Below are 26,988 nucleotides of genomic sequence, written 5' to 3' on the forward strand. Positions count from 1 at the left end.
ATGTCAAACGTAACGGCGCGCGCGGCGGACGACGCGGAGCGGCGCCTCGGGCTCGCGCTCGGCCTTTCCGCCTTCCTTCTCTGGGGCTTCCTGCCGGCCTACTACAAGTTCACCGCGTCGGTTCCCGCCGACGTGGTGGTGGCGCATCGCATCGTCTGGTCGGTGGTGTCGCTCGGTATTTTCCTCGGTCTGCGCGGCCGGCTCGGCGAGGTCGGCGCGATCCTGCGCGACCCGGCAACGGCGGGAAAGCTGGCGCTGTCGGCGACCGCGATCTCGGTCAACTGGCTCGTCTTCATCTTCGCCGTGGAACAGGGCAAGATCCTGGAAATCAGCTTCGGCTATTTCGCCAATCCGCTGGTCTCCGTCGCCATCGGCCTCATTGTTCTCAAGGAGCAGCTCTCGCGCGCCCAGTGGGTGGCCATCGCCATCGCCACCTTTGCCGTCGGCGTGCAGGCGGTGGCGATCGGCAACGTGCCCTGGGTGTCGCTGGCGCTGGCCGTCTCCTTCGCGGTCTACGGCTATCTTCGCAAGACGGTCGCCGTCGGCGCGTCGCCCGGGCTGATGGTCGAGGCGATCCTGCTGTCGCCCTTCGCCATTGCCTATCTGGTCTTCATGGGCGTGGGGGAGGGAATGGACGTGACCTTCCTCGGCGATCCGGGGCTGCTGCTGCTGCTTGTCGGCACCGGCGCGGTCACGGCCGTTCCGCTGGCGCTTTTCGCCGCCGGCGCGCGCCGCCTGCCGCTCACCGTGGTCGGCCTGCTCCAGTACATCGCCCCGACGATCCAGCTTTTCCTGGCGCTCTACATCTACGGCGAGACGATCAGCGCGATCCGGCTCGCGACCTTCGGGCTCATCTGGGTGTCGCTGGCGATCTTCACCGTCGACGCGCTGAACCGGGGCCGCAAGGCGCGCCGGGCGCGGTAGAAGACCGCGTTGCTGGGCCCGGCTGCCGCGCAGTGATTCGCCCCGAGCGCGGTTCAGCCGGCGTCGCTCTTGTCCGGGTCGCCGAGGTGATCAAGGTCGGTGTCGGTTTCGGCCGCCTCGTCCTCGCTCTCCTCGGCTCCGATGGCGCCGGAGGCATAGCGGGCGTGCCAGTGCCAGGCGGCCGGGATGGAGATGAGATAGCCGGTGGTGCCGATCGCCAGCATCTCGAACGGGTAGCTGACGAGAAGGGCGACCACCAGCACGGCGGCGACGAAGAGCGGCAGCACCAGATCGCGGCGCACCCGCGAGCCGAGCTTCTTGCCGGAGAAGGTCGGCAGGCGGCTGACCATCAGCAGCGCGATGGCGACCACATAGAGCGCGATGACGGGCGCAAGCTCCGGCCAGTGCGGCAGAATGCCGACGAACTCCAGGTAGACCGGGAAGAGCACGACCAGCGCACCCGCCGGGGCGGGAACACCGGTGAAGAAATGCACCGCCCAGGCGGGCTTGTCCGGATCGTCGATGGAGACGTTGAAGCGGGCAAGGCGAAGGGCGGCGGAAATGGCGAAGACCAGCGCCGCGATCCAGCCGATGGATCGCACCTCCTGGAGTATCCAGGAATAGAGGATGAGCGCCGGGGCAACGCCGAAATTGACGAAATCGGCGAGCGAGTCGAGCTCGGCGCCGAATTTCGACGTGCCCTTGAGAAGGCGCGCGACGCGGCCGTCGAGCGCATCGAGGACGGCGGCGATGACGATGGCGCCGATGGCGAAGTCCCAGCGCGACTCAAGCGCCATGCGGATGGCGGTGAGGCCGGAGCAGAGCGCCAGCAGGGTCACCAGATTGGGCAGGATCAGGCGCAGTGGCACCCTGCGAAAACGGGGCGCACGGCCGCGGCGGCGGCGTGTGGGGCCTGGGTCGTAGGGGGCGAAGGGTGCCGACATGGGATCCGTTTCAGCTTACGCGCGTGAGCAGGAGCGGATCGCCGGCGCCGGTGAGGTCGGCGACGACGGACTCGCCGGCGATCATGGTCTGGCCGATGGCGACCTTCACCGAGGCGCCCTCGGGCAGGTAGACGTCGAGGCGCGAGCCGAAGCGGATCAGGCCGAAGCGCTCGCCGGCGCCGACGTTCTCGCCCTCGTTGACGAAGCAGACGATCCGGCGCGCCACCAGACCGGCGATCTGGACGACGCCGATGCGCGTCTCGCCGCTCTCGATCACCAGGCCGTTGCGCTCGTTCTCGGCGCTGGCCTTGTCGGATTCGGCGTTGAGGAACTTGCCGGCGCGATAGGCGATGCGCACGACCCGGCCGCCGATGGGCGCGCGGTTCACGTGGCAGTTGAACACGTTCATGAAGATGCACACGCGCATCATCGGCTGGCTGCCGAGGTCGAGCTCGGCCGGGGGAACCGCCTGTCCGATCTGGCAGACGGTGCCGTCGGCGGGCGAGACCACGAGGTCGTCGTCGATGGGCGTGACGCGGGCGGGGTCACGGAAGAAGTAGCAGACCCAGGCCGTCAGGATGAGGCCGATCCAGAACAGCGGCTGGGCGAACCAGCCGAGAACCAGCGTCGCCGCACCGGCGATGGCGACGAAGGGCCAGCCCTCGCGGTGAATGGGTACGATCGTCTTGGCGATGGTATCGGTCAGCGACATGGAGGTCCGTCCGTCTGGCAAGGCCGCAGCGCGATTGCGCCCGCAGCGCGGAATTTCAGCCCCTTGTGCACCGGACCGCACGTCAAAATCAATCCGTATGGTGATGTGGCCCGCCGCCGCATGGCGCGCGGGCCGTGCCGTGCTACGTCCCGGCAACCTCCTCGCCGGCGCGCGGGCCGCGCAGCACGAAGCCGGAATCATCCGCGGTGGCGGCGCGCAGGCGCTCCTCCGCCTCGCTCGCCTCCTGCTGGCGCGCCCACATGGACGCATAGAGACCTTCCTGCGCGAGCAGGTCCTGATGGCGGCCGCGCTCGACGATGCGGCCCTTTTCCAGCACCAGAATTTCCTCGGCATTGACCACCGTCGAAAGACGATGGGCGATGACGACGGTGGTGCGGTTGCGCGACACCTGGTCGAGCGCGGCCTGGATCTCGCGTTCGGTGTGGGTGTCGAGCGCCGAGGTTGCCTCGTCGAGGATCAGGATCGGCGGCGCCTTGAGGATGGTGCGGGCAATGGCCACGCGCTGCTTCTCGCCACCCGAGAGCTTCAGGCCGCGCTCGCCGACCTCTGTGTCGAATCCGTCCGGCAGGGTCTCGATGAACCCGGCGATCTGGGCCATGCGCGCCGCCTCGATCACCTCCGCCTCGCTCGCGTCGGGACGGCCATAGCGGATGTTGTAGGCGATGGTGTCGTTGAACAGGACGGTGTCCTGGGGAACCATTCCGGTGGCGGCGCGCAGCGAGGCCTGGGTGACGTCGCGCAGATCCTGCCCGTCGATGGTGATGCGCCCGCCGGTCACGTCGTAGAAGCGGAAGAGCAGGCGCGAGACGGTGGACTTGCCCGCGCCCGAGGGACCGACGATGGCGACGGTGCGCCCGGCCGGCACCTCGAAGGAGATGCCCTTCAGGATGGGCCGGTTGGCGTCGTAGTGGAACACCACATCCTCGAAGCGCACGGTGCCGCCCTCGATGCGAAGCGGTTGCGCGTCTGTCCGGTCGGTGATTTCCGCTGGCTGGGAGAGCAGCTCGAACATCGCCTCCAGGTCGGTCAGGCCCTGACGGATCTCGCGGTAGAGAAAGCCGATGAAATTGAGCGGGATCGAGAGCTGCAGCAGCAGCGCATTGATCATGACGAAATCACCGATCGTCTGGGTGCCGGCCATGACGGCGCGGGCCGAGAGGATCATGCAGATGGCGGTGCCGATGCCGAGGATGAAGGCCTGGCCGAAGTTGAGCCACGCAAGCGAGGTCCAGGTGCGGGTCGCGGCGTGCTCGTAGCCAGCCATGGAGCGGTCGAAGCGCTCCGCCTCCATCTCCTCGTTGCCGAAATATTTGACCGTCTCGAAGTTGAGCAGGCTGTCGATGGCCTTGGAGTTGGCCTCCGTGTCGCTGTCGTTCATTTCGCGGCGGATGGCGATGCGCCAGTTGGAGGTCTGGATCGTGAACCAGGTGTAGGCAACGATCATCGCCGCGACGACGAGGACGTAAACGAAGCCGAACTGGTACCAGATGACGCCGGCCATCACGGCGAATTCCAGGAAGGTGGGAATGCCGTTGAGGATGGTGAAGCGGACGATGTTCTCGATGCCCTTGACGCCGCGCTCGATGACCCGCGACAGGCCGCCGGTTCGCCGCGCCAGATGGAAACGCAGCGACAGGGCGTGCATGTGGCGGAAGGTCAGGAAGGCGAGGCGGCGCACCGCATGCTGGCCGACGCGGGCAAAAAGCGCGTCGCGAAGCTGGTTGAAGCCGACGAAGAGGACGCGGGCGACATTGTAGGCGACGACGAGCATCACCGGGGCGACAAGCCAGGCTGGCAGAAAGCCGGGCGTGGCGGCCTCGCCGGCAGCCGTTGCCGCCCCGCCGCCGGTCAGCGCGTCGGTCGCCCACTTGAAGAAATAGGGCGAGAACACCGTCACGATCTTGGCGATGACGAGCGCGATCACGGCAAGGCCGACGCGGCTCTTCAGGTCGGGCCGGTCGCCGGGCCAGATGTAGGGCCAGAGCTGGCGCAGGGTGTGAAACATGGAGGCTTCCTCGGCCGAGATCTTGCTCGGCCGGGGGGCGATGCCGGAGCGGCGGCTCGTCATGCGTTGTCCTTTCGACAGGCGCGGGAGCGGGCCTGTGCGTTGACCTGAAGCGGGTGGAGGCAATCCTGCTCACCGCGTCCAAAGAGCCCGGCAATCGCGGTCTCGATCCGCGCGCGGGCGTCGTCGGCGAGCACATAGCGACAGGAGCGGCCCTCGTCGCGCATGACGACAAGGCCGGCGGCGCGCAGGACCGAGAGGTGCTGGGAAACGGTGGACTGGGCAAGCGGCAGGCCGCGCACGATGTCGCCGCAGCAGGCGCCGGCACAGCAGGCGAGCGCCGAAACGATTTCCACCCGCACGGGGTGGGCGAGTGCCTTGAAGACGGCGGCGGGGTCGTCGCGGGAGGGATCCGTGTCGCGACAGCTCAAGGGAGATGCCTCCGGCGCGGCGGTCGGTCTGGTCGTCATGTGTGCCCATTCATCGTAAAATTACGATGATTACGCTCATAGGCGTCCCGCGCCCGGCTGGCAAGGGGGCGGGGGCGTTTCTCCGCCGCGAGGCAGCCCGAACCGACAGCAAAAAGACCTTGATGCCCGAAAAAAAGGCGCCCCGAAGGGCGCCTGAAGTTGCGTGTGGAACGATGGGTGCCGGTCGGTCTCGCGCGCTCACATTGGGTCGGCGAGACCAGGCGGACGTCTTGGTCAGAACGTCATGCTGGCACCGAGAATGAAGGTTCGCCCGCGCCCGGTGTCGAGAGAATTGTAGGCCTCGGCGAAGCCGCTGTTGGCGGCCATGTAGGACTTGTCCGTCAGGTTCTCGATGTTGACGAAGAGCTTGGCGTTGTCGCGCCATTCCCAGGAGCCGTAGAGGTCGAAGAGGACGTAGCTGTCCATCGGCAGGGAGTTGTTCTCGTCGAAGAACACCTGGACGCTGTCGCCGACATAGTTCATCCGGCCGCCGACCGTGAGCTTGCGGTCGAAGAAGCGGGCGCCGATGTCGACGGTGGCGAAGTCGTCGGGCAGGCGGCCGACGTCGGTGCCGATGCCGGCCTGATAGGGCAGCGGCTGCTTGGTGTCGCTGAGCGTCAGCGAGACGTTGGCATAGGCGAAGCCCGCATCGTAGCCGCCTTCCAGCTCGAAGCCCTGCATGCGGGTGATGCCCGGCAGGTTGACCCAGCGCGGCACCGGATAGACGTCGGTCGGCCACTGGGTCTGGGCATAGGTGATGTAGTCGTCGACCCGGTTGTTGAAGTAGCCGAGCTTCAGGCGAAACCGGTCGTTTTCCAGAAACAGGTTCGACGCGGTGATGTTGGCGCCGATGTTCAGGCCCCACATGACCTCGGGCTGAAGATTGATGTTGCCCTGGATCGGATCGCCGTTGCCGGTGAAATTGTGGCCGCCGGGATAGAACATCTCCGAGGCGGTCGGCGCGCGGTAGGTGCGGGCGTAGGAGGCGTAGAGCTGCAGCCAGTCGAGGGGACGGGCGGAGAGCTCGACGCTCGGGTTCCACTCGCCGCCGGAGCGCGAGGTCCTCTCGGCGACGCAGTTCGGCCCGCCCGGCGGGCAGCTTCCGGTGCCCGGCGCATCGTAGTCGCGCACGCCTTCCAGGTTCCAGGTGTCGTAGCTCAGGCCGGCGGTCAGATCGAAAATGCCGTAGGAGGCGGTCGCGCGCATGAAAGTGTCGGTCTTGATCAGCGTGCCGTCCGGATTGGCGCCGCGCTGGTCGTTGCCCTCGTAGTCGTCATGGGAGAAGGAAAAGCCGTATCTGAAGCGCAGGCCGAGCGCGCCCAGGTCGACGCGCGAGATGTTCTGGATGTTGGCGCCGGTGCCGGTCTGCGTGCCGCGACGGCCGGAGAAGACGCCGCCGGTCCCGTCGAAGGCAAGGTCGGTGATGTTGCGGTAGGCGTTGATCGACAGGTCCGCCCAGGTGTTGTCGGGCGTGAAACGGTAGTTGGCGGTATAGGTCTGGTTGTCGGTCGTCCAGTCGTAGCCGCCGCTCTGCACGAAGAAGCTGTTGTGGTACCAGATGCCGCCGAGCTTCAGGCTGTGGGAGGAATTGGGTTCGAACTTCACCTTGAACAGGCCGGATTTCGGCATGTTGGAGGGGTCGAAGGGAACCGCTTGGCCGCTGCCGTTGTCGTAGTGGCCGAACTCGCTGAGCGAGAAGGCTCCGATCATGCTGATGTCGCCGCCATCGCCCATGTCGGCCCGTACCGCGCCGGCGAGCATGCCGGACCAGCCGTAGTCGTTGGTTCCCACGCGCCACATGGTCTTGGCGCCGACGTTCTTGCCTTCCGACAGCAGGTCCTCCGGGTCGAGGGTGCGGAAGTTGACCGCGCCGGCGAGCGCGCCCATGCCCTCGGCTCCGGCGACGGACCCGCGCGCGACGTCGATGCCGGCAAGCAGGTTCGGGTCGAGATAGACGAAATTGTCGAAGGTGCCGCCATGGCCGGAGAGGTTCGTGAGGGTTTGCGGCACGCCGTCGATCATCGAATTGACGCGCCCGAAGCCCTGCAGACCCCGGATGTTGGGGGTGATGCCGGGCTGGTCGCTCGACTGGCGGGTGAAGGTGCCGGCGAAGGAGCGCAGCGCCTCGTTGACGTCGCCGGCGTAGGCTTCCTCCAGTCGCGCCCCGTCCACGTAGCTGCCGGCCTCGGGCTGGTTGTAGACGTCGACGTCATCGCCGGTAATCTGGATGGGCTTCAGCCGCGTCGCGGTTCGGGCAGGGCCGGATCCGGTGGTGGAATCGGCGGCGGCGTCCTGCGCGAACGCGGCCATGGGAAAGGCAAGGGCGGCGGCAAGGCACGCCACGGCTGTCGCGGCCGGGCGGCCGCGGTCATCTGTCCTGCTCACGAGAGCCTCCAGTATTGCGTGGGGAGTTTTGCTGGCAAGCGTGGAGGCAGACGTGCTGCGGCATTCATGCTGGCTCGCTGGGCGCGCGTGTTCGCTGCGCCCGCTGGCCGCCACAATATTAACATGAATTTAAGAGTCAAGTTTTCTGATGAAGGAAACTTCAAAGAAATTCATGGCGTTGCGTGAGAGAAGGGTGCCGCAACGAAAAGCGGGTGAGGCGCAGGCACCTCACCCGGTCGGTTGGCTCGGCGGCGAGCCGGGACATGCGGAAGCTGTCGGCTCCCTCAGTTCGCCGGCGGCCAGTTCCGGTCGCCTTCCGGCATCATGAACACCTGGCCGGGGTAGATCAGGTCCGGATTGCGAATCTGGTCCTTGTTGGCCTGATAGATCGTGGTGTAGCGCAGGCCCTCGCCGTAGCGGCGCTGGGAGATGGTCCAAAGGTTGTCGCCGGTGCGAATGATGACACTGGGGATCCGGCGCGCGCTTGCCGAGCCGCTGGCGCCGGCAGATCCGCCGGCCGTTCCGCTGGCGTCGAGCGGCCGCAGGACCACCTGTTCCTCGGCCTTCTCGAAGGTGACCTCGGCACGCGCGGTCACCGATCCGTCGCCGGTGGCGACCTGATCGGCGCGCACGTCGACCTTGCCCGGGTCGACCTTGCTCTCGGCCTCCATCAGCCAGCGGCCCTTGGTGTCGGTCTTCGCCTCGCCGACGAGCTTGTTGTCGAGATAGACGCGCACATCCGAGCCAGGCTTGCCGGCGCCGGCGATGAAGACCTTTTCGTCCTCGGTCTCGACCGCGTCGACAGTCACCTGCGGTGCGTCAACCGAAGCGGGGGCAACGCCGTCGGCGGGGGCGGGGGCGGTCTGCGCCGCATCCGTATCGGGCCGCGCGGTCGTGTCGGCGGCATCTGCGGTGGCCGTCCCGGCGGATGCGGGACCCGGGTCGCTGCCGCCTTTGTCGGCCGGGGCCTCCGCAGCCGGGGAGCCCTTGTCGTCGCCGGCGGGGGCGGACGCCGTGTCGGTGCCGCGCGCCTCCGTGCCGGCCGAGGAGGCGGGAGCGGTGGATGCCCGCGCCGGGTCGGCGGCGGCAACCTGCGTTTCCGCTTCGCCGCCGGCCGGTGCCTCGGGCTTCTGCAGGATCATGGACGGCGCGCCCGGCTCGTTGAGCATGACGAGCACTTCGCCGGAGCTGGCGTCATCGGGAACCGAGACGGCCATGGACTGCTGTGAGCTCCGCAGCGCCTTGCCGTTCTTGTCGAGGGTTTCCAGCGTGACCGCATGCGCGCCCGGGTCGAGCGGCGTGTCGAGAACGATGGCGAATTCACCGGCGGCATTGGCGATGCCCTTGCCGACAACCTTGCCGTTGGACAGCAGCGCGACGATGGAGCCGGCTTCCGCCCGGCCGGCGACCACGGTCGAGCCGTCCGGTTCGACGCGCATCAGGTCGAAGCTCGGAACGCCGTCATCCGGGGTCGGCGCGGCGGTCGTGCTTTCGGGCGCGGACGCATCGGCCCGGGCGCCGACGGTGTCGCTCGCAGCCGTGTCGTCGCCGGCGGGAGCCTTGGCGGTTGTCTGCGGCTTGTCCGTCGAGGGGGCGGCTGTTTTCGAGGGGGGAGCGGTGTTCGAGCCTTGCGCCGTCACGGTGGTCCTGCCGGCATCCTGTCGCTCGCGCCAGATGCCAACGCCCAGGCCGGCAATGCCGACGATGGCGGCCAGAACGACAAGTTGAATGACCAATTTCCGCGACATGTCGGATCGTGCTCCCCGCGATTCCCGCCGTCGAAACACCATATGTGTCACCGGCCCCCGCAATCCAGCGAATGGTTATACTCTATTGGTCATACCGGCAAGCAAGCCGCTCTTGCGCTCGGGGCGTTCTCCTGCCGGCTTGACCGCCGTTCGACCCGGTGCCAAACAGAAAAACATGAGTACACTGAAAACGATTTGCGTCTATTGCGGCACCGGCGTCGGCGCCACGCCCGAGTACATGGACGCGGCCACGCGCCTTGGCCGGCAGATTGCCGGGGAGGGCCTCGGCCTGGTCTACGGTGGCGGGTCGATCGGCCTGATGGGCGCGGTCGCGGGGGCGGCGCTGGAGGCCGGCGGCCGCGTCACCGGCATCATTCCGCGGTTCCTCGAGGAGCGCGAGGTGATGATGCCGACGCTCACCGAAACCGTCGTCACCCAGGACATGCACGAGCGCAAGCAGGCCATGTTCGACCGGGCCGACGGCTTCGTGGCGCTGCCCGGCGGCATCGGCACGCTGGAGGAGGTCGTCGAGGTGCTGACCTGGGGGCAGCTCGGGCGGCATTCCAAACCGGTGGTGCTGGCCGATATCGGCGGCTTCTGGCGGCCGTTGGTGGACCTCCTGTCGCACATGCGCGGCGAAGGCTTCATCCGCCCTGGCTTCGAGGTCGACTACCGGGTCGCCACGCGGGTCGAGGACATCATTCCAACGCTGCGCGGTGCGGTCGCCGAGGAGCGCAGCGGAACCGGTGTTGCCGATCTCGAACGGCTCTGAACCGGCCGAAACCCGGCGCCGGAAAGAAGCCGGATCTGAAAAGAAGCCGGATCTGAAAAGAAGAAAGCCCCGCGGAATGTTCCGCGGGGCTTTTGCGTTCTGGCGGTTCATTCCGCCGCGTGCGGCAGTCCGTCCGGCGGTCGCGGCGTCTTTGCCTTTGCCTTCGCGGAGGTGATCGGTGTGATCGTCGCGGGCTTCGGCTCGCCGTCGGCGGCTTCGCCATAGACGGCGGCGACGGGCGGGGTCGAGGGGGAGGGCGCCGTATCGGCGTCGGCTCGCGCCTCGTCGTCACCCGTCTGCGCGTCCGCCGCCCCGGTCTTGCGCGCCGGGAACCAGACGCTCGGCAACGCCAGCATGGTCGGAATGACGACCAGCGTCAGGATCGTTGCGAAGGCGAGGCCGGAGATGATCGCGGTGGAAAGCTGGACCCACCACACGGCGGTGATCGAACCCTTGGCGATAACCCGCTCGACGAAGTCGAAGTTGATCTGCGTCGCCATCGGGATCAGGCCGGCGATGGTGGTCGTGGTGGTCAGCATGACCGGCCGGATGCGCTGCGCCGAGGTCTTGAGCACCGCCTCGACCGGCTCCAGTCCGTCCTCGCGGAAGCGGTTGTAGGTGTCGATCAGCACGATGGCGTTGTTCACGACGATGCCGGCCAGAGCGACGATGCCCGTTCCCGTCATCACGATGGAGAACTTCTGCATGGTAAGAGCCATGCCGAGCAGCACGCCGAACACCGACATCACCACCGTCGAGAGGGTGAGGGTGGTCTGGTAGAAGCTGTTGAACTGGGTCACCAGGATGATGAACATCAGGAACAGCGACCCGACCATCGCCTTCATCAGGAACTCGCCCGACTCCTTCTGATCCTCGTCCGCGCCGCGGAAGCGGAAGGCGATGCTGTCCGGCCAGCTCTGTTGCTTCAGCCAGCCATCGAGCTCGGCCACCTTGTCGTTGGCGGTGAGTGCGCGGGTGACGCCTTCCGCGGTGGTGATCGTGTCGCTGGTCACCACGTTGGCCTTGATGTCCATCGCGTACAGGCCGTCGCGGCGGGTGATCGAGGTCACCTTCTGCTGCGGCGCGCGGTCGATGAAGTTCGAGAGCGGAACCTGGCCGAGCGGTGTCTGCAGGCGCAGGCTGTCGAAGCGGTCGAGCGTGCGCTCCCCGGCCGGCAGGCGCACGCGAATGTCCACCTCGTCCTCGGAGTCGTCCGGCCGGTACTTGCCGATCAGCACGCCGTTGGTGACGAGCTGCACCATGGAGCCAACCGAGCCGATGCTGGCCTGGAAGCGGCCGGCCTGCTCGCGGTCGATGGTGATCTGCCACTCGATGCCAGGCAGCGGGCGGCTGTCCTCGCGGTCGCGCAGGCTCTCCATCGTGTCGACGTGGCGGCGCACCTTGTCGACGGTTTCGACCAGGGTCTTGTAGTTCGACGCAGTGACCTGCAGGCGCAGGTCCTTGCCGGTTGGCGGCCCGCCCTCGATCTTCTTCGCCTCGACGATGATGCCGGGGATGGAGGCGGTCCGCTCGCGGATCTCCTCGGCAAGCGCGTTCCACTTGCGCCGGCAGCAATAGTCGTCGAGCTCGAGCGTCAGGTCGCCGATGACGTCGGAGCGCTTGTCCTGGCTGCCTCCCATCATGCCGCCGCCGGAGCTGCTGCCGATGTTGACGGCCATGACGACATTGTCGACGCCCGCGACCTGCAGCACCTCGTGCTCGACACTGGAAACGAGCTTGAGCGCCTCGCTGGCCGACAGGTTGCCGCGTGCCGAAACGGAGACGACGGCGACGTCCGGCTCGTCCTCGATGAAGAACTCGACGCCCTGGTTGCGCGACATGAAGAAGAAGAGAATGCCGGTGCACAGCACCACGAGGCTCGCGAGCGTCACCACGTTGCCAAGGCGCGTGCCGGCGCAGAAGGCGAGCGCGCGCACGTAGAGCCCGGTAACGCCGCGGACCTTCGCCGGGTCGAATTTCTCCTCGGCGGAAAGAAGGAGCGCGCTGGCCTGCTCCTCGGCGGCATTGCGGGCGGCGCGCCGGCGCGACCACGCCACGAGCGGCCGCACGGCGCGGTGCACGACAAGGCCGATGGCGATGCCGGCGACGAGCCCCGCCGCAAGCCCCGCCCAGCCGCCGATCGCCATGGCGGCGACGACAGCGACCGCGAGCCCGGCGACCAGCGCCAGCAGCACTTCGGCGTGGCGGGCGGTCCAGGCGATCAGTCCGGAGAGCACCGCGCCGGAGACCGGCAGGAAGACGAGCGCCGTCAGCAGCGAGGCGGAGAGCACGATCACCACCATCAGCGGCAGATAGCTCATGAACTCGCCCGCGACGCCCGGCCACATGAGCATCGGCAGGAAGGCGGCGAGCGTCGTCGCCGTGGAGGAGACGATCGGCCAGAACATCAGCTTGGAGGCGCGGATATAGGCCTCCTGCGTCGGCATGCCCTCGGCGATCTTGCGGTCGGCGTATTCGACCATGACGATGGCGCCGTCGACGAGCATGCCGACGGTGAGCACCAGGCCGAACATCACCATCGTGTTCACGGTCATGCCGAGTGTCGACAGGATCAGGAAGCCGACCAGGAAGGAGGTCGGGATCGAGATGCCGACGAGGATCGCCGACTTCGGCCCCAGCGACCAGATGATCAGGATCATCACCAGGAAGATCGCGGTCAGGATCGATGACTGGAGCGAGCCGAGGATCTCGAAGATGCTGGTCGACTTGTCGATCAGGAAGTCGATCTTGATGGCGTCCGGCCAGTCCTTCGTCACGCTCTCGACCGCCGCGCGCACCGCGGCGTTGTTCTCGATGACGTTGGTGCCCTTGCGCTTGACGACGTTGAGGGTGATCGCAGGTCGGCCGTTGACCCGTGTGTAGCCGGACGCGTCCTTGAAGGTGCGGCGCACCTCGGCGATGTCGCCGAGGGTAACCACGCCCTCGCCGTTCTGCTTGATCGGCAGGGAATAGACGTCCGCGGCATCTTCGACGAGGCCGGGCACCTTGACGTTGAAGCGGCCGTTGCCGCTGTCGATGAAGCCGGCGGGAACGAGCTGGTTGTTGTTGGTGAGGGAGGAGAGCAGCTCCTGCTGGGTGACCTGGTAGGACTCCAGCTTCATGCTGTCGATAACGACCTCGAGCAGCTCCTCGCGGTGGCCGGAAAGCTCGGCCTCGAGCACGGTCGGAACCGCCTCGACCACGTCCTTCAGCTTGCGCGCATGCTGGTAGAGCGTGCGCTCCGGAACGTCGCCCGAAAGGGCCACGTAGATCGTCGGCGTCAGCGCGAAATTGGTCTCGGTGATGGTCGGCTCGTCCGCCTCGGCGGGCAGCTTCGCTTTGGCCTGGTCGACCTTGTCGCGGACATCGGCGAGCGCCTTGTCCTTGTCGAAGGAAATGTCGAACTCGAGGATCACGCCGAGGTGGCTTTCAGCGGAGATCGAGGTGATCTCCTTGAGGCCGTCGAGGCCGCGAAGCGCGGTTTCCATGGGGCGCGCGAGCAGCCGCTCGGCGTCCTCGGGCGAGATGCCCTGCTGGGTCACCGAGACATAGAAGACGGGAATGTCGATGTCCGGGTCGGCTTCCTTGGGAATGGTGATGTAGGCGAAAAGGCCGGCGATCACCATGACGATCATCAAGGTGACGACGGTTCGCGGGCGGCGAAGGACGTCCTCGAGAGCGGAAATCATCCCCTGGCCTCCTCGGCTTCGAGCACCGGATCGACGGTCTGTCCCTCGACCACGTAGTCCTGGCCGGTGACGATCACCCGCACGGTCTCCGGCAGGCCGGAAACCCAGACGCCGTCGTCGTCGCCGCCGAGCAGCGTGACCGGCAGGAAGGTCACGCGGTTGTCCTCACCGACCGCGCGCACGCCGATCGTTCCGTCGTCATCGAGCGTCAGGATGCCCGAACTCAGGTGGTGGGCCGGGCGGGAGGTGAGGGGGATGCGTGCATCCGCCGTCAGGCCGTCGCGGATCATGCCATCGTCGTTGTTCATCTCGATCTCGATGCGGAAGGTCCGCGTCGCCGCATCCGCCGTTGGCGAGATGTAGCGGATCGCGCCGTCGACCGCCTCGCCCGACACGAGCATGATGCTGGCCTTGTCGCCACGGTTCAGCGCGCCGACCTCGCGTTCCGAGACCTGGCCGATCATCAGCATCGGATTGTTGTCGATCAGCTTGGCACAGGCCTGTCCGGCCGACAGCATGGTGCCGACCTCGGCGAGCGGCGTCACGACGACACCGGCGATCGGCGCCTTGATGTCGATGCGCGAAAGCTCCAGCCGCGCCTCCTCGAGGCGGGCCTGTGCCGCGTCCATCTGGGCCTTGAGCGCGGCGACGCGGGTCTGGGCGGTAAAGCCCTTGTCCTTGAGCTGGATGGCGGCGGAATGGTCAAGCTCGGCCTGGGCGAGCCCCGCCTCGGCCTCGGCGACGCCGGCCCTGCGCGCACCGGCGTCGAGCACGCAAAGCGTGTCGCCCCGGGTGACGCTCTGCCCCTCGCTGACCGGTCGTTCGGTGACGCGGCCTGTCGTTTCCGCGCGCACCTCGACGGTTGCCTCCGCCTCTGTCCGTCCCCGTATCACCAGGGTGGAGGTGCGGGGCTCGGCCGCGATCTCGCGCACCGAGACGCGGAAGGGCGTCTCGTCGGCTTCGGTCTGGCGGGCGGCGGGCGGCGGCGTCGCTTCGGGCGAGCCGGCGTGACCGCCCTCGATGTAAGAGCCCGTGCCCATCCACACTGCGACGCCTGCGGTCAGGGCGAGTGCGAGGACGTGGGAGAAGCGGATCTTCATTCGTTGGTTCTCCGGAGCAGCGTCTATTCTGCCGCCTGGGCTACCGCCGGTCCGGCGTCGCGGGCGATGTCTTCGAGAATCTGTCTGTTCGCCTCAAGAAACCCGAGATCGGCTGCGATACAATGACGTCCGTAGTCGATTATGAAGCCGGTCGGCGCATGGCCCCCGGTCTCCTGAGCGGTGGCGTCGAGAAAAGCGGCTTCCTCGCGCAGGGATTTGATACGCAAGTCGATTGCCCGCCCGATCACCTGCGGGCCGACGATGTCGGCGCACATGGCGACAAGAAGGAATGGCGAGCGAAATGTGTCGGGCGCCGGCGGTTCGCAGAGCGCGCGGACGAACTCGGCCCGGCCGGCGTCGGTGATGGAGTAGACCTTGCGGGTCGGTTTGCCCGATTGGCGCTCCTCGCGCACGGTGACGAGACCCTCGCTCTCGAGCCGCGCGAGGGTGGGGTAGATCGATCCGAAGCTGGCCTCGACGAAATAGCGGAACTTGCCCTCCGTCGACATCTTGCGGATCTCGTATCCCGTCGCGTCCTCGCGCTCGAGAATGGCGAGGCAAAGCGTCCTGACGCTCATCTGGTGGCCCGGCCCCCGTTTTTTCGCGCATCGGCCAAAGCTGCCGACGTTTTCTTGCTGAATATATCATCTCGATATATGGCGGCAATATGGGGCCGGGACAATGAAACGCAAGCCCGTTCGTGGCTCGAAGGTGTGGATATTGATCCGGACACCGCATGCGCCATTTGACCACGTGGACGCGCGCCGGGACTCGCGGCACGATGCAGTGTGAGAAGCGCGCGAATGGAGGCCTGATACATGTCGGACGAACGGGTGACGGACGGACGCGAAGCCGGGGATGCTGCTGCAACGAAGATCGGCCCGGTCGGTCTCAGGGGGCTTGCCGCCTCGCCGTTGTTTCGGCTCCTTGCGATCAACTGGCTCATCGGCGCCTTTGCCGCCGTGCTCGTGCTTTCGGGCCTGCTCTGGTTCGATACCGGCGGCTTGCGTAGCCTGATCGTCAATTCGCCCGAGCCCTGGCTGCCGATTCTGGTGCTGCTTTTCGGCCTGATGGTGACCCTGTGTTCGGCCGCCATGGGCGCGGCCGTGATGTCGCTGCCGGAGAGCGACGACGGTGCGGGCAAGGGCCGGGGGCGGCGTCTTTTCGCGCGGTCGTCGGAGGCCTTCGCACCGGAGCTTGTGCCGGTCCGCGTGCCCGTGCGCGCCGAGGGGCGGGCGCGCCGCTAGACGGGCGTTCGCCGGAAAGTCTTGCATCGGCGCGACGATTTGGGTTTCCTCGCAGCCTTGAACAGCCCGCCGGAGCGAACCGGCCGGGCACAGGCCATGTGACCAGGCGGGACCCCTCGACATGAGCGATATCTATCCGCGCGACCTCATCGGCTACGGGCGCGAGACGCCCGATCCGCAATGGCCGAACGGCGCCAACATCGCCGTGCAGTTCGTCATCAACTACGAGGAGGGCGGAGAAAACGCCATCCTCCATGGCGACAGTCATTCCGAAGCGTTCCTGTCGGAGATGATCGGCGCGACCGCCTGGCCGCGCCAGCGGCACATGAGCATGGAATCGATTTACGAGTACGGCTCACGCGCCGGCTTCTGGCGGCTGTGGCGGATGTTTACCGCCCGCTCCATTCCCGTCACGGTCTATGGCGTCGCCACCGCGCTTCAGCGCAACCCGGATGCCGTCGCGGCGATGAACGAGGCCGGCTGGGAGATCGCCTCGCACGGGTTGAAATGGATCGACTACAAGGACTTTTCCCGCGAGGACGAGCGCCGGCACATGGCCGAGGCGATCCGCATCCACGAGGAGGTCACCGGTTCGCGTCCGCTTGGCTGGTACACCGGGCGCACCTCGGAGTTCACCCGCGAGCTGGTCATGGAGGAGGGCGGTTTCCTCTATGACGCCGACAGCTATGCCGACGACCTTCCCTATTGGGAGGAGGGGCCGTCCGGCCCGCATCTCGTCATCCCCTACACGCTCGATGCCAACGACATGCGCTTCGCCACCCCGCAGGGCTTCAATTCGGGCGACCAGTTCTTCACCTACCTCAAGGACACCTTCGACACGCTCTATGCCGAAGGAGAGGAGGGTGCGCCGAAGATGATGTCCGTCGGCCTGCACTGCCGGCTTGCCGGGCGTCCGGGACGCGCGGCGGCGCTCGCCCGCTTCCTCGATTATGTCGCCGGCCACGAGAAGGCCTGGCTGGCGCGGCGCATCGACATCGCCTGGCACTGGCATGCCCACCACGCCAAGGGGTGAGGCGGTGGCGGAAATGGTTGCGTCTGGCGGTGGTGAGGCGCGCGCCGTCGTCGCGACGCTTGTCGAGGGGTTTCACGCAAGGCCGCCGCTCCGGGTCTGGTCGCTCATCGTCACCATCTTCGGCGATGTGGTCGCCCCGCGTGGCGGCGACATCTGGGCGGGCAGCCTGCAGGAACTTCTGAGCCTGATGCGGATCGACGCGGCGGCGGTGCGCGCCGCGCTGTCGCGCCTTGCCCGCGACGGGTGGCTCGATCGGGCGAAGGTCGGGCGGCTGAGCTATTACGCGCTGTCGGACGAGGGCCGGCGGGCGTTCGGGCCGGCTCTGGCGCGGGTCTATCGCCGCCACAGGGCTGGTGGCGCGCCGCGTCTCAGGCTGGTCGTGCTGCCCGAGGGCGAGGAGCGCCTGGCGCTGCGCGACGCGGCCCTCAAGTCCGGCTACGGGGCGCTGGGCCCGATGGTGCTCGTCGGCACCACGGAGAGCCCGCCGCTGGGCGGTCCGGGGGCGAAGGGGCTGGTGCATCTCGACGCCACACTCGCCAGCGGCTCGCCGCGGGATCTTGTCGCGCGCGCCTTCGATCTCGCGCCGCTCGCCGGGCGCTACCACGGTTTCCTGCGCGACTTCACGCCGCTGGCGGAGGCGCTGGAGCGGGGTGAAACCCTGTCCGACGACGCGGCGGTGGTGGCGCGCGTCTTGCTGATCCATGCGTTTCGCCGGCTGATCCTGCGCGATCCGATGCTGTCCGACGACCTGTTGCCCGGCGACTGGCCGGGCGATGCGGCGCGCGCGCTCACCGCCCGGCTCTATGCTCTGCTGCGGCCGGCCTCGGAGCGCTGGATTGCCGCCAACGGGCGCGGGCGCGACGGCGACATGCCGCCGGCGGGCCAGGACGAGGCCGCGCGCTTTTCCGATTAAATTCAGGATTTCATATCGTTACCGCGCTGCATCGTAATGTGTGACGAAAAATGATTGAAACTTGTAATATTCGTCACGTATAATCTCTTCGTTCCGACGTGGACGGAGTGGAGCGTCGGAGGGGAAGATGTGTCCGGCGGTGGACGGGGACCTGTGTCCCGCCGCCCCACATCGCCCCGCGACGCGGTGGTTCCGCGCGGCAAGGTCGGATCGAGGAGGCCCAGCACGATGTATACCCAGGCACTGAACGCCCGTGACACGGAAGCGACGGCGGTCGAGGACGCGGAGCGCGTCGCGGCCTTCCAGGCGCGCGTCGACGCGGAAGAGAAGATCGAGCCGAACGACTGGATGCCGGAGGCGTATCGCAAGACGCTGGTGCGCCAGATCTCCCAGCATGCCCATTCCGAGATCGTCGGCATGCTGCCCGAAGGAAACTGGATTACCCGCGCGCCGAGCCTCAAGCGCAAGGCGGCGCTGCTTGCCAAGGTGCAGGACGAGGGCGGCCATGGCCTCTACCTCTATTCCGCCGCGGAGACGCTTGGCGTCTCGCGCGAGGAACTGACCGGGCAGCTCCTGTCGGGCAAGGCCAAGTATTCCTCCATCTTCAACTATCCGACGCTGACCTGGGCCGACATCGGCGCGGTCGGCTGGCTGGTCGATGGCGCGGCGATCATGAACCAGATCCCGCTGTGCCGCTGTTCCTACGGCCCCTATTCGCGCGCCATGATCCGCGTCTGCAAGGAAGAGAGCTTCCACCAGCGTCAGGGCTACGAGCTGCTGCTGGAGATGTGCCGCTCCTCCGAGGAGCAGAAGGAGATGGTGCAGGACGCGCTGAACCGCTGGTGGTGGCCGTCGCTGATGATGTTCGGTCCCTCCGACACCCATTCGAAGCACTCGGCCCAGTCGATGGCCTGGAAGATCAAGCGCTTCACCAACGACGAGCTGCGGCAGAAGTTCATCGATGCCACGGTGCCGCAGGCCCACTACCTCGGACTGACGATTCCGGACGCGGATCTCAGGCTCAATGAGGAGACCGGGCACTGGGAGTATGGCGAGATCGACTGGGACGAATTCAACCGGGTGATCGCCGGTGACGGCCCGTGCAACCGCGAGCGGCTGGCCGCGCGCCAAAAGGCCGATGCGGCCGGAGCCTGGGTGCGCGAGGCAGCCCTTGCCCACGCTGAGAAGCGCCGGGCACGACGCGAGGCGGCACGCCACGCGGCCGAATAGGGTCGCGGCGAGGGATCTTCCGCGGCGCGCGGGCACGGTGCCGCGGCCGCGAATTGCTTGCTTTCAAGAACAGACAAGGCCGGTCGGGGCAGGGCGCATGCGCCCGCCGCCGGCTTGAGGGAGAAACGCAGATGACCGAGAAAACCACTCCGCTCTGGGAAGTCTTCATCCGCTCGCGCACGGGCATGGCGCACCGCCATTGCGGCTCGGTGCATGCGGCGGACTCCGAAATGGCGCTACAGGCGGCGCGCGATGTCTACACGCGGCGCGGCGAGGGCCTGTCGATCTGGGTGGTGCCCTCCAGCGAGATCGTCGCCTCCGATCCCTCGCAGAAGGACGAGCTGTTCGAGCCGACCGCCTCGAAGATCTACCGGCATCCCACCTTCTATGAGATCCCCGAAGAAGTCGGCAACATGTGAGCGGGGCGGAGGACAAGGCGATGACCATCGATCTTTTCACCTACACGCTCCGGCTGGCCGACGACGCGGCGATCCTGGGCCAGCGCCTCGGAGAATGGTGCGGCCACGCGCCGACGCTCGAGGAAGACATCGGTCTTGCCAATGTGGCGCTCGACCACATCGGCCAGGCCCGCACGCTCTACACCTACGCCGGCGAGGTCGAGGGCGAGGGGCGCGATGAGGACCAACTCTGCTTCCTGCGCAAGGAGCGCGAGTTCGGCAACTGCCTGCTGGTCGAGCAGCCGAACGGCGACTTCGCCCATACGATCGCGCGCCAGCTTTTCTTCTCCGCCTTCATGCTGCCGTTCTGGCGCAAGCTGACGGGCTCGAAGGACGCGACGCTCGCCGCCATCGCCGCCAAGGCGGAGAAGGAGGCGACGTATCACCTGCGCCACTCGAGCGAATGGACGATCCGCCTGGGCGACGGCACGCAGGAGAGCGCCGCGCGGATGCAGGAAGCGATCGACACGCTGTGGCCCTACACCGGCGAGCTGTTCGAGGCGGACGAGGCCGTGACCCGGCTCATCGCCGAGGGGATCGCCGTCGATCCGGCGTCGATCCGCGATGAATGGCATTCGACGATCCGCGATGTTCTCGACCAGGCCGTGCTGCGCATGCCGCCGGAAGGCTGGATGCAGACGGGCGGACGCGGCGGCCGGCATTCGGAGAGCTTCGGCCATCTGCTGACCGAGATGCAGTACATGCAGCGGGCCTATCCCGGCCTCAGGTGGTGAGCCATGAGCCCGGCCGAGACGCATGATCTGGCTGCCGCCCTCACGCGCAAGCGCGCCTGGGACGTGGCGGCCGAGGTTCCCGACCCGGAAGTGCCGGTCCTGACAATCGCCGATCTCGGCGTTCTCCGCGACGTGCGGGTGGGCGAGGACGGCGCGGTCGAGGTCGACATCACGCCGACCTACACGGGGTGTCCGGCGATGGCCGTCTTCACCTTCGACATCGAGGCCGCGCTTCTCAAGGCGGGTTTCGCGTCGGTGAGGATCAACACGGTGCTGTCTCCGGCCTGGACCACGGACTGGCTGAGCGAGGAGGCGCGCGAGAAGCTGCGCGCCTACGGCATCGCCCCGCCGGCCGGCAAGGCCTCGCGCCGCGCGCTTTTCGGCGACGACGAGGTCGCCTGTCCGCAATGCGGCTCGCTCGACACGCAGAAGGTCTCCGAATTCGGCTCGACCGCCTGCAAGGCGCTCTGGCGCTGCCGCGCCTGCGCCGAGCCGTTCGATTATTTCAAATGCCATTGACGGCGCCGGACGGGGATCTCCGTTCGCCCGCTACCAGACCCGCTAACTGGGAGGTACCCGCATGTCGCCGCGTTTCCATGCGCTGAAGGTCAAGGACGTGAAGAAAGAGACCGCCGAGGCGGTTTCGATCTCCTTCGAGGTCCCCGAGAGCCTGCGCGATGCCTATCGCTTTTCCGCCGGCCAGTATCTGACGCTGCGCACGGTCATCGACGGCGCGGACGTGCGCCGCTCCTATTCGATCTGCGCCGGCGAGGATGACGGCGAACTGCGTGTCGCGGTGAAGAAGATCGACGGCGGCGCCTTCTCCTGCTTCGCCAACGAGAATGTGCAGCCCGGCGACGAGATCGATGTCATGACGCCGTCCGGCCGCTTCATTCTGCCCCGGCACGAGGGCGGCCGGCGGACGCTGGTGGCGATCGCCGCCGGCTCCGGAATCACCCCGGTGCTGGCCATGATCCGCACCGTTCTGACCCGTGAGGCGGAGAGCGAATTCTACCTCTTCTACGGCAACAAGACCTCGCAGAGCATCATCTTCAAGGAAGAGATCGAGAACCTGAAGGACCTGTTTCCGGCGCGGTTCGGCGTCTTTCACGTGCTTTCGCGTGAGGCTCAGGACGTGGAGATGCTCTCCGGCCGCCTGGACGAGGAGAAGCTCAAGGTGCTGCTCAGCCATGTGGTGCCGGCGCGCGAGGCCGACGGCATCTTCCTCTGCGGTCCTGGTGAGATGATCGAGACGGCAACGCGGGCACTCGCCGAACTCGGCCTCGACGAGGCGCGCATTCACCGCGAGTTCTTCACGCCCGCCGACGGCTCCGCGCCGCATGCGCCCAAGCCGGCGCGCGACAGCTCCGCGACGGACCATGCCGCGGTCGCCGATCTTGTCATCGACGGAACCCGCATCAGCGTGCCGGTGGCGCGCGGCGAGACGATCATCGACGCGGCGCTGCGCGCCGGCGTCGAGGCGCCTTACTCCTGCAAGGGCGGCATGTGCTGCACCTGCCGCGCCAAGGTGGAGGAAGGCGAGGTCGACATGGCCGTCAACTACTCGCTGGAGCCCTGGGAAGTGGAGGCGGGCTTCGTGCTGACCTGCCAGTCGCGCCCGGTGAGCGAGAAGGTGGTGCTCGACTTCGACGCCATGTGAGTTTGGCCCGCGCCAAGCCGGCCCATGCCGGGGCGGCCATGGTCGGCCCGGAAAAAAGAACGGCGGGAGAGATCCCGCCGTTTTCGTGTCGTGTCGCCTGGCTTCAGTGCTCGGGGAAGAGCGGAAGCGTATCGGGTTCGTCGTCGGGCTCCGCCGGCGTGGTGGTCGGAGCCGGGCCGGTGTCGCCGGCGTCGAGAGCCTGGGGTGCCGAAGATTGCGGCGCGCTGTGGTCCTCCTCGGAGGCGGCATGGGCGCGGGCCCGCTCCTCCACGGCGCGCGCCTGGGTCTCGCGCAGGTGGACGACCAGGGCGTCGACATCGCGCCAGACGCCGGCGGGGACATGGTCGGCCTTGCCGCCGGCCATGAGCACCTCGCGGGCCTGGATGCCGGCACCGGCGGCTGCCAGCGCGGCGCCGAGCGCATTGGCGGCGGCCTTGTTCCCGCCGTCGACCTGCCAGGCGTCGCGGGCATGGGCGAGCGCACCCGCCACATCGCCGGCGCGCCGGCAGGCGAGGCTCATGTTGACGAGATGTTCCGGATTGTCCGGGTCGTGCTCGTGAGCGGAACCGAGCGCATCGAGCGCGCCGGGCCAGTCCTCGCGGGCAAGCAGGATGGAGCCGAGCAGGGCGCGCGTTTCCACATCCGCCGGCGCGCGTCGCAGGGCGTGGCGGACGTGGGCCTCGGCATCGGCCGTGCGGCCCTGGTGGAAGAGCAGCCCGGCAAGCCCTTTCAGCGCGGGGAGGTAGTCCGGGTCGAGCCGCAGCGCGTGACGATACTGGGCGACGGCGGAGGCGTCGCCGGTGGAGCCGCGTGCATCGGCATCCAGGGTCAGCGCGGCGGCGCTGTCGGGCAGGGCGGCGAGCAGCCGGGCGGAGAGCTTCTGCGCCTCCGCATGGCGGCCGAGGCGGATCAGGATCGTCGCGAGGCCGTAAAGGGCGTTGCGGTTGTCGGGATCGTTCTTTAGCACGGCGATGAAGGCCTCGCGGGCCTGTTCGTCGCGGCCGAGCAGCAGCAGCGCGTTGCCCAGGTTGGCGCGCGCCGGCGCGTGGTCGGGGCGCGAGAATACGACCCGGCGCAACAGGGTGACGGCGTCGTCCAGATCGCCGCGTCGCATCAGCGCGGTGCCGGCCCGGTAGTTCGCGTCCGCGTCGTGCGGGTCGCGGGCGGCAAGCGCCAGATAGATGCGCAATGCCGATTCCGGCTCGCCTGCGGCCTCGAGCGCGATCGCCTCGGCGAGCGCTTCTTCGGTTCCGACTGTATCGGGGGGAGGGGCCATGCCTCGAAGGGCTCCTTTTTCTGCGGCCACGGGCCAGGGGAGGGACCAGGTCCGACTCGCACAGCCTTCCGCGCTTCAAGCGTAGGAGGCTTGCCGTTCCGGGTCAAAGCCTGCAATGGTTCTCCTGCCACCTATCCGCAGGCTTTATCGCCATTGCGGCCAAGGCGCGGCGGCGCGTGAAATTTCGGTTCAAATCCGTCAATGCCTCCGCTAGAAGCGAGCCATGACCCAGCATGATCGCCTCCTCATCATCGACTTCGGCTCCCAGGTCACGCAGCTCATCGCCCGTCGCCTGCGCGAATTGAACGTCTACTGTGAAATTCATCCGTTCCAGAACGTCACGGATGCCTTCCTGGCCGACTTCGCGCCGAAGGCCGTGATCTTCTCCGGCGGTCCCAATTCGGTCTTCGCCGACGGCGCGCCGATGCCGCCGGAAAGCGTCTTCGGGCTCGGCGTGCCGATCCTCGGCATCTGCTACGGCCAGCAGGTGATGATGCACTGCCTGGGTGGCAAGGTGGAGCGCGGGCACAACACGGCCGAATTCGGCCGGGCCTATGTCAAGCCCTCCGAGGCGCGCATCGCGCTTCTCGAAGGCTGGTTCGAAGGCGAGCGCGAGCAGGTGTGGATGAGCCACGGCGATCACGTCAGCGCGCTGGCGCCGGGCTTCGAGGTTTTCGGAACCTCGCCCAATGCGCCCTTCGCGATCACCGCTGATCTCACGCGCGACTTCTACGCCGTGCAGTTTCATCCCGAGGTCCACCATACGCCGAACGGTCGCAAGCTCTACGAGAACTTCGTCAGGCTGGCCGGCTTCACCGGCGACTGGACCATGGGCGCGTATCGCGAGGAGGCGATCCGCAAGATCCGCGAGCAGGTCGGCGACAAGAAGGTCATCTGCGGCCTGTCCGGCGGTGTCGACAGTTCTGTCGCGGCAGTGCTGATCCACGAGGCGATCGGCGACCAGCTCACCTGCGTCTTCGTCGACCACGGGCTGCTGCGCCTGGGCGAGGTGGACGAGGTCGTGTCGATGTTCCGCGACAACTACAACATCCCGCTGATCCACGCCGACGAGCAGGAGCTCTTCCTTGGCGCGCTCGAGGGGGTCTCGGACCCGGAGACCAAGCGCAAGACCATCGGCAAGCTCTTCATCGACGTGTTCCAGAAGCATGCCAACGCGATCGAGGGCGCCGAGTTTCTGGCGCAGGGCACGCTCTATCCCGACGTGATCGAGAGCGTCAGCTTCTCCGGCGGCCCCTCGGTGACGATCAAGAGCCATCACAATGTCGGCGGCTTGCCCGAGAAGATGGGCCTGAAGCTCGTCGAGCCACTGCGCGAGCTGTTCAAGGACGAGGTGCGCGCGCTTGGCCGCGAGCTTGGCTTGCCGGAAAGCTTCATCGGTCGCCATCCCTTTCCAGGACCGGGGCTTGCCATCCGCTGCCCCGGAGAGATCACCCGCGACAAGCTCGACATCCTGCGCAAGGCGGATGCCGTCTACATCGACCAGATCCGCAAGCACGGTCTCTACGACGAGATCTGGCAGGCCTTCGTGGCGATCCTGCCGGTGCGCACCGTCGGCGTCATGGGCGACTACCGCACCTATGACTACGCCTGCGCGCTGCGCGCGGTGACGTCTGTCGACGGCATGACGGCGGACTATTATCCCTTCACCCACGAGTTCCTCGGCGAGACCGCAACGCGGATCATCAACGAGGTCGAGGGCATCAACCGCGTCACCTACGACATCACCTCCAAGCCCCCGGGAACAATTGAGTGGGAATGATTCGGGGCCATTTTGGGCTATCGCGACCAATCGGCATTGTTCTATCAACGCATTGAAATAAAAAGATTATCTCACGTTATCTATCGGGATCAATCGCGGAGCAGCGGTTGGTTCTGGAGTCATGCGTGACGGTATCCGGCAAACTTGCACTTGGCCCAATCCAGCGATACCGTCAGAGGTATTGAAGCCAGTGACGGTATTTTTTCCGCACTAAACCATTGTAAATCAAGTGATAAAGTTGGCGAAAATGGCCAAAAATCGCCTGACGGTATTTTGCGTAGAGGAGGTCGGTATACTCACCGATGTTGCCCTTAAGAACCTGAAACCACGCAAAAAAGCCTACAAGGTCACGGACCGTGACGGCCTTTATGTGCAGGTCTCAACCTCCGGGACGCTGACGTTTCGGCTGGACTACCGGCTGCATGGGCGGCGCGAGACGCTCACGCTCGGGAAGTACGGTCCCTCCGGCTTGTCGCTCGCGCGAGCTCGTGAAGCGACGATCGACGCCAAGCGTGCAGTCTTTGAAGGCAGGTCCCCGGCTCAGGAAAAGCAACGCGACAAACGCCGGATCAAGGAGGCCAAGAGCTTCGGTGAGTTTGGTGAGCGCTGGTTGGTGAAGGCACCGATGGCGGACAGCACCCGCGCGATGCGGCGTTCGATTTTCGAACGAGAGCTTCTGCTAGTCTGGAAGAATCGGCTGCTGATAGAAATCACGCCGGACGACCTGCGCGCCCACTGCGGTAAGATCGTCGATCGCGGCGCTCCGGCGACTGCGATCCATGTCCGCGACATCCTCAAGCAGATCTACGGGTTTGCGATCTTGCACCGCGAGAAGGTCGCCAATCCGGCCGATGATGTCGGCCCCGCCTCGATCGCGACGTTCGTTCCAAAGGATCGGTCGCTGTCGCCGACGGGAATTCGCGTGATGCTCAAGCAGCTCGACCATGTGGCGACGCTGCCAACGATCCGACTCGGGATGCGCCTCTTCCTGCTGACAATGGTGCGCAAGAGCGAGCTGCAGGATGCGGTCTTGGGACGAGGTCGATTTCGAGAATGCTGTGTGGACGAGCCCCAAGGAGCGCATGGAGCGATCCAAGGCGCATAACGTCTATCTCTGGCAGCAATGCCTCGACATCATGATCGCGTTGAAGACCTGCGCGGGCAACTCGCGCTACCTTCTGCCGTCTCGGTATGATGCGGATGCGCCGATGTCCCGGGCGACCTTCAACCGCGTCACCTATGCCGTCGTTGAGCGCGCGAAGAAGGAAGGCTTACCGCTGGAGCCGTTCACGGTACATGACTTGCGCCGGACCGGATTGACCCTGCTCAACGAACTGGGGTTCAACAGTGACTGGATCGAAAAGTGCCTGGCCCATGAAGATGGGCGGTCCTCGCGGGGAGTCTACAACAAGGCGGAGTACGAGCATCAGCGGCGGCACATGATGCAGGAATGGGTCTGATATCATCGATGCCTGGGTGGCGGGGCAGAAGCGCGTGCCGGTCCTGATTCCGCCATCGATGCCTAGGCTCGCGCCTGATCCGGCGCTTTGACGGGACGCGCCTTGCGCTTGCGTACATCGGGATGCGGCGCCCGGTCGATGGGTGATCGCCGGGCTGTCGCCAGGCGCTCGGTCAGCCAGGCTTCGACCTCGGCCAGATCCCACACCACGCAGCGCGGGGTGAGCGCAAAGCGACGAGGGAATTCGCCGCGCTGTTCCATCTCATAGATGGTGGTGTCGGCCAGCGGTACGATCTGCCGAAGCTCATGGCGGCGGATCATCCGCTTTTTGAGGGCCTCAGATTTCGTCGACATAACTCTACTCCAACGAGATTGACGTCTGATGCCGATTGGAGCCGATAGACCCGACATGAAAAGAGCGAACGCTC

General features: G+C 66.7%; 22 protein-coding genes and 1 pseudogene. 12 read left to right on the plus strand and 11 right to left on the minus strand.

The annotated features are described in order from the left end of the window. Positions 1 to 924 carry an EamA family transporter RarD gene (rarD, locus tag ACN0WF_RS17695; RefSeq protein ID WP_417774094.1) on the plus strand — a complete coding sequence of 308 codons (924 nt, stop codon included), beginning with the start codon at positions 1 to 3 and terminating at the stop codon, positions 922 to 924. A 53-nt stretch (positions 925 to 977) separates the two neighbouring features. Here rarD and pssA read toward each other — a convergent pair whose 3' ends face one another. The 6 genes from pssA to ACN0WF_RS17725 form a co-directional block, all read right to left on the minus strand. After that, entirely contained in the window at positions 978 to 1,868 is an 891-nt protein-coding gene (pssA, locus tag ACN0WF_RS17700; protein WP_417774095.1) for a CDP-diacylglycerol--serine O-phosphatidyltransferase, read from the minus strand. 10 nt (positions 1,869 to 1,878) lie between these two features. After that, positions 1,879 to 2,580 (minus strand): phosphatidylserine decarboxylase, encoded by a 702-nt coding sequence (locus ACN0WF_RS17705; RefSeq protein WP_417774096.1) that lies wholly within the window; start codon positions 2,578 to 2,580, stop codon positions 1,879 to 1,881. A 142-nt stretch (positions 2,581 to 2,722) separates the two neighbouring features. Next, positions 2,723 to 4,669, minus strand: coding sequence for an ABCB family ABC transporter ATP-binding protein/permease (locus ACN0WF_RS17710; RefSeq protein ID WP_417774097.1), 1,947 nt, complete (start codon positions 4,667 to 4,669; stop codon positions 2,723 to 2,725). After that, on the minus strand, positions 4,666 to 5,076 hold the full coding sequence (locus ACN0WF_RS17715) for an ArsR/SmtB family transcription factor (protein ID WP_417774098.1): 411 nt from the start codon (positions 5,074 to 5,076) through the stop codon (positions 4,666 to 4,668). Before ACN0WF_RS17715 ends, ACN0WF_RS17710 begins: the two co-directional genes overlap by 4 nt. Positions 5,077 to 5,310: 234 nt before the next feature. Continuing rightward, positions 5,311 to 7,461, minus strand: a complete 2,151-nt coding sequence (locus tag ACN0WF_RS17720) for a TonB-dependent receptor domain-containing protein (protein ID WP_417774099.1) — start codon at positions 7,459 to 7,461, stop codon at positions 5,311 to 5,313. Positions 7,462 to 7,745: 284 nt separating this feature from the next. Then, positions 7,746 to 9,209 (minus strand): LysM peptidoglycan-binding domain-containing protein, encoded by a 1,464-nt coding sequence (locus tag ACN0WF_RS17725; RefSeq protein WP_417774100.1) that lies wholly within the window; start codon positions 9,207 to 9,209, stop codon positions 7,746 to 7,748. Positions 9,210 to 9,384: 175 nt separating this feature from the next. Between ACN0WF_RS17725 and ACN0WF_RS17730 the strand changes: the two genes are divergently transcribed. After that, entirely contained in the window at positions 9,385 to 9,981 is a 597-nt protein-coding gene (locus ACN0WF_RS17730) for a TIGR00730 family Rossman fold protein (RefSeq protein ID WP_417774101.1), read from the plus strand. 107 nt (positions 9,982 to 10,088) lie between these two features. Here ACN0WF_RS17730 and ACN0WF_RS17735 read toward each other — a convergent pair whose 3' ends face one another. From ACN0WF_RS17735 to ACN0WF_RS17745, 3 genes are read right to left on the minus strand one after another with little or no spacing between them, the layout of a single operon-like run. Beyond that, positions 10,089 to 13,670 carry an efflux RND transporter permease subunit gene (locus tag ACN0WF_RS17735; RefSeq protein ID WP_417774102.1) on the minus strand — a complete coding sequence of 1,194 codons (3,582 nt, stop codon included), beginning with the start codon at positions 13,668 to 13,670 and terminating at the stop codon, positions 10,089 to 10,091. After that, positions 13,667 to 14,770, minus strand: a complete 1,104-nt coding sequence (locus tag ACN0WF_RS17740) for an efflux RND transporter periplasmic adaptor subunit (RefSeq protein ID WP_417774103.1) — start codon at positions 14,768 to 14,770, stop codon at positions 13,667 to 13,669. The genes ACN0WF_RS17735 and ACN0WF_RS17740 overlap by 4 nt, the downstream gene beginning before the upstream one ends. Positions 14,771 to 14,793: 23 nt before the next feature. After that, positions 14,794 to 15,348, minus strand: coding sequence for a PadR family transcriptional regulator (locus ACN0WF_RS17745; protein WP_417774104.1), 555 nt, complete (start codon positions 15,346 to 15,348; stop codon positions 14,794 to 14,796). Positions 15,349 to 15,588: 240 nt separating this feature from the next. On the opposite strand from ACN0WF_RS17745, the gene ACN0WF_RS17750 reads away from it, so the two are divergent. From ACN0WF_RS17750 to paaE, 8 genes are all read left to right on the plus strand, one after another. Then, a complete protein-coding gene (locus ACN0WF_RS17750; RefSeq protein WP_417774105.1) occupies positions 15,589 to 16,017 on the plus strand; it encodes a hypothetical protein in 429 nt (142 codons plus the stop codon). A gap of 121 nt (positions 16,018 to 16,138) precedes the next feature. Continuing rightward, positions 16,139 to 17,050, plus strand: coding sequence for an allantoinase PuuE (gene puuE / locus ACN0WF_RS17755; protein ID WP_417774106.1), 912 nt, complete (start codon positions 16,139 to 16,141; stop codon positions 17,048 to 17,050). Positions 17,051 to 17,063: 13 nt separating this feature from the next. After that, positions 17,064 to 17,963, plus strand: a complete 900-nt coding sequence (locus ACN0WF_RS17760) for a PaaX family transcriptional regulator C-terminal domain-containing protein (RefSeq protein WP_417774107.1) — start codon at positions 17,064 to 17,066, stop codon at positions 17,961 to 17,963. 228 nt (positions 17,964 to 18,191) lie between these two features. Further along, positions 18,192 to 19,193 carry a 1,2-phenylacetyl-CoA epoxidase subunit PaaA gene (paaA, locus tag ACN0WF_RS17765; RefSeq protein ID WP_417774108.1) on the plus strand — a complete coding sequence of 334 codons (1,002 nt, stop codon included), beginning with the start codon at positions 18,192 to 18,194 and terminating at the stop codon, positions 19,191 to 19,193. A gap of 131 nt (positions 19,194 to 19,324) precedes the next feature. Further along, positions 19,325 to 19,612, plus strand: a complete 288-nt coding sequence (paaB, locus tag ACN0WF_RS17770; RefSeq protein ID WP_417774109.1) for a 1,2-phenylacetyl-CoA epoxidase subunit PaaB — start codon at positions 19,325 to 19,327, stop codon at positions 19,610 to 19,612. A gap of 20 nt (positions 19,613 to 19,632) precedes the next feature. After that, complete coding sequence (paaC, locus tag ACN0WF_RS17775) at positions 19,633 to 20,385, plus strand: 1,2-phenylacetyl-CoA epoxidase subunit PaaC (RefSeq protein ID WP_417774110.1); 753 nt, start codon at positions 19,633 to 19,635, stop codon at positions 20,383 to 20,385. A gap of 3 nt (positions 20,386 to 20,388) precedes the next feature. Further along, complete coding sequence (gene paaD, locus ACN0WF_RS17780) at positions 20,389 to 20,904, plus strand: 1,2-phenylacetyl-CoA epoxidase subunit PaaD (RefSeq protein ID WP_417774111.1); 516 nt, start codon at positions 20,389 to 20,391, stop codon at positions 20,902 to 20,904. A 61-nt stretch (positions 20,905 to 20,965) separates the two neighbouring features. Then, a complete protein-coding gene (gene paaE, locus ACN0WF_RS17785) occupies positions 20,966 to 22,045 on the plus strand; it encodes a 1,2-phenylacetyl-CoA epoxidase subunit PaaE (RefSeq protein ID WP_417774112.1) in 1,080 nt (359 codons plus the stop codon). 103 nt (positions 22,046 to 22,148) lie between these two features. Here paaE and ACN0WF_RS17790 read toward each other — a convergent pair whose 3' ends face one another. Next, positions 22,149 to 23,321, minus strand: a complete 1,173-nt coding sequence (locus ACN0WF_RS17790) for a tetratricopeptide repeat protein (RefSeq protein WP_417774113.1) — start codon at positions 23,319 to 23,321, stop codon at positions 22,149 to 22,151. 223 nt (positions 23,322 to 23,544) lie between these two features. Between ACN0WF_RS17790 and guaA the strand changes: the two genes are divergently transcribed. Together guaA and ACN0WF_RS17800 are read left to right on the plus strand one after the other, a co-directional pair. Beyond that, positions 23,545 to 25,101: a glutamine-hydrolyzing GMP synthase gene (gene guaA, locus ACN0WF_RS17795; RefSeq protein WP_417774114.1), complete on the plus strand. Its 1,557-nt coding sequence runs from the start codon at positions 23,545 to 23,547 to the stop codon at positions 25,099 to 25,101. Between the two features lie 292 nt (positions 25,102 to 25,393). Continuing rightward, a pseudogene (locus tag ACN0WF_RS17800) lies at positions 25,394 to 26,652 on the plus strand (tyrosine-type recombinase/integrase). Here the strand turns inward: ACN0WF_RS17800 and ACN0WF_RS17805 are convergent. Beyond that, positions 26,624 to 26,914 carry a helix-turn-helix transcriptional regulator gene (locus ACN0WF_RS17805; RefSeq protein ID WP_091738346.1) on the minus strand — a complete coding sequence of 97 codons (291 nt, stop codon included), beginning with the start codon at positions 26,912 to 26,914 and terminating at the stop codon, positions 26,624 to 26,626. The pseudogene ACN0WF_RS17800 and the gene ACN0WF_RS17805 sit on opposite strands and share 29 nt — an antisense overlap. Between the last annotated feature and the right edge of the window lie 74 nt (positions 26,915 to 26,988).

Origin of the sequence: Stappia sp. (genome assembly GCF_048268045.1) — a bacterium.
Lineage (GTDB): Bacteria > Pseudomonadota > Alphaproteobacteria > Rhizobiales > Stappiaceae > Stappia.

Bases quoted from the DNA above. Each gene is read 5' to 3' on its own strand.
- rarD (WP_417774094.1), top strand. From the start codon at position 1: ATGTCAAACGTAACGGCGCGCGCGGCGGACGACGCGGAGCGGCGCCTC.
- pssA (WP_417774095.1), bottom strand. From the start codon at position 1,868: ATGTCGGCACCCTTCGCCCCCTACGACCCAGGCCCCACACGCCGCCGC.
- ACN0WF_RS17705 (WP_417774096.1), bottom strand. From the start codon at position 2,580: ATGTCGCTGACCGATACCATCGCCAAGACGATCGTACCCATTCACCGC.
- ACN0WF_RS17710 (WP_417774097.1), bottom strand. From the start codon at position 4,669: ATGACGAGCCGCCGCTCCGGCATCGCCCCCCGGCCGAGCAAGATCTCG.
- ACN0WF_RS17715 (WP_417774098.1), bottom strand. From the start codon at position 5,076: ATGACGACCAGACCGACCGCCGCGCCGGAGGCATCTCCCTTGAGCTGT.
- ACN0WF_RS17725 (WP_417774100.1), bottom strand. From the start codon at position 9,209: ATGTCGCGGAAATTGGTCATTCAACTTGTCGTTCTGGCCGCCATCGTC.
- ACN0WF_RS17730 (WP_417774101.1), top strand. From the start codon at position 9,385: ATGAGTACACTGAAAACGATTTGCGTCTATTGCGGCACCGGCGTCGGC.
- ACN0WF_RS17735 (WP_417774102.1), bottom strand. From the start codon at position 13,670: ATGATTTCCGCTCTCGAGGACGTCCTTCGCCGCCCGCGAACCGTCGTC.
- ACN0WF_RS17740 (WP_417774103.1), bottom strand. From the start codon at position 14,770: ATGAAGATCCGCTTCTCCCACGTCCTCGCACTCGCCCTGACCGCAGGC.
- ACN0WF_RS17745 (WP_417774104.1), bottom strand. From the start codon at position 15,348: ATGAGCGTCAGGACGCTTTGCCTCGCCATTCTCGAGCGCGAGGACGCG.
- ACN0WF_RS17750 (WP_417774105.1), top strand. From the start codon at position 15,589: ATGTCGGACGAACGGGTGACGGACGGACGCGAAGCCGGGGATGCTGCT.
- puuE (WP_417774106.1), top strand. From the start codon at position 16,139: ATGAGCGATATCTATCCGCGCGACCTCATCGGCTACGGGCGCGAGACG.
- ACN0WF_RS17760 (WP_417774107.1), top strand. From the start codon at position 17,064: ATGGTTGCGTCTGGCGGTGGTGAGGCGCGCGCCGTCGTCGCGACGCTT.
- paaA (WP_417774108.1), top strand. From the start codon at position 18,192: ATGTATACCCAGGCACTGAACGCCCGTGACACGGAAGCGACGGCGGTC.
- paaB (WP_417774109.1), top strand. From the start codon at position 19,325: ATGACCGAGAAAACCACTCCGCTCTGGGAAGTCTTCATCCGCTCGCGC.
- paaC (WP_417774110.1), top strand. From the start codon at position 19,633: ATGACCATCGATCTTTTCACCTACACGCTCCGGCTGGCCGACGACGCG.
- paaD (WP_417774111.1), top strand. From the start codon at position 20,389: ATGAGCCCGGCCGAGACGCATGATCTGGCTGCCGCCCTCACGCGCAAG.
- paaE (WP_417774112.1), top strand. From the start codon at position 20,966: ATGTCGCCGCGTTTCCATGCGCTGAAGGTCAAGGACGTGAAGAAAGAG.
- ACN0WF_RS17790 (WP_417774113.1), bottom strand. From the start codon at position 23,321: ATGGCCCCTCCCCCCGATACAGTCGGAACCGAAGAAGCGCTCGCCGAG.
- guaA (WP_417774114.1), top strand. From the start codon at position 23,545: ATGACCCAGCATGATCGCCTCCTCATCATCGACTTCGGCTCCCAGGTC.
- ACN0WF_RS17805 (WP_091738346.1), bottom strand. From the start codon at position 26,914: ATGTCGACGAAATCTGAGGCCCTCAAAAAGCGGATGATCCGCCGCCAT.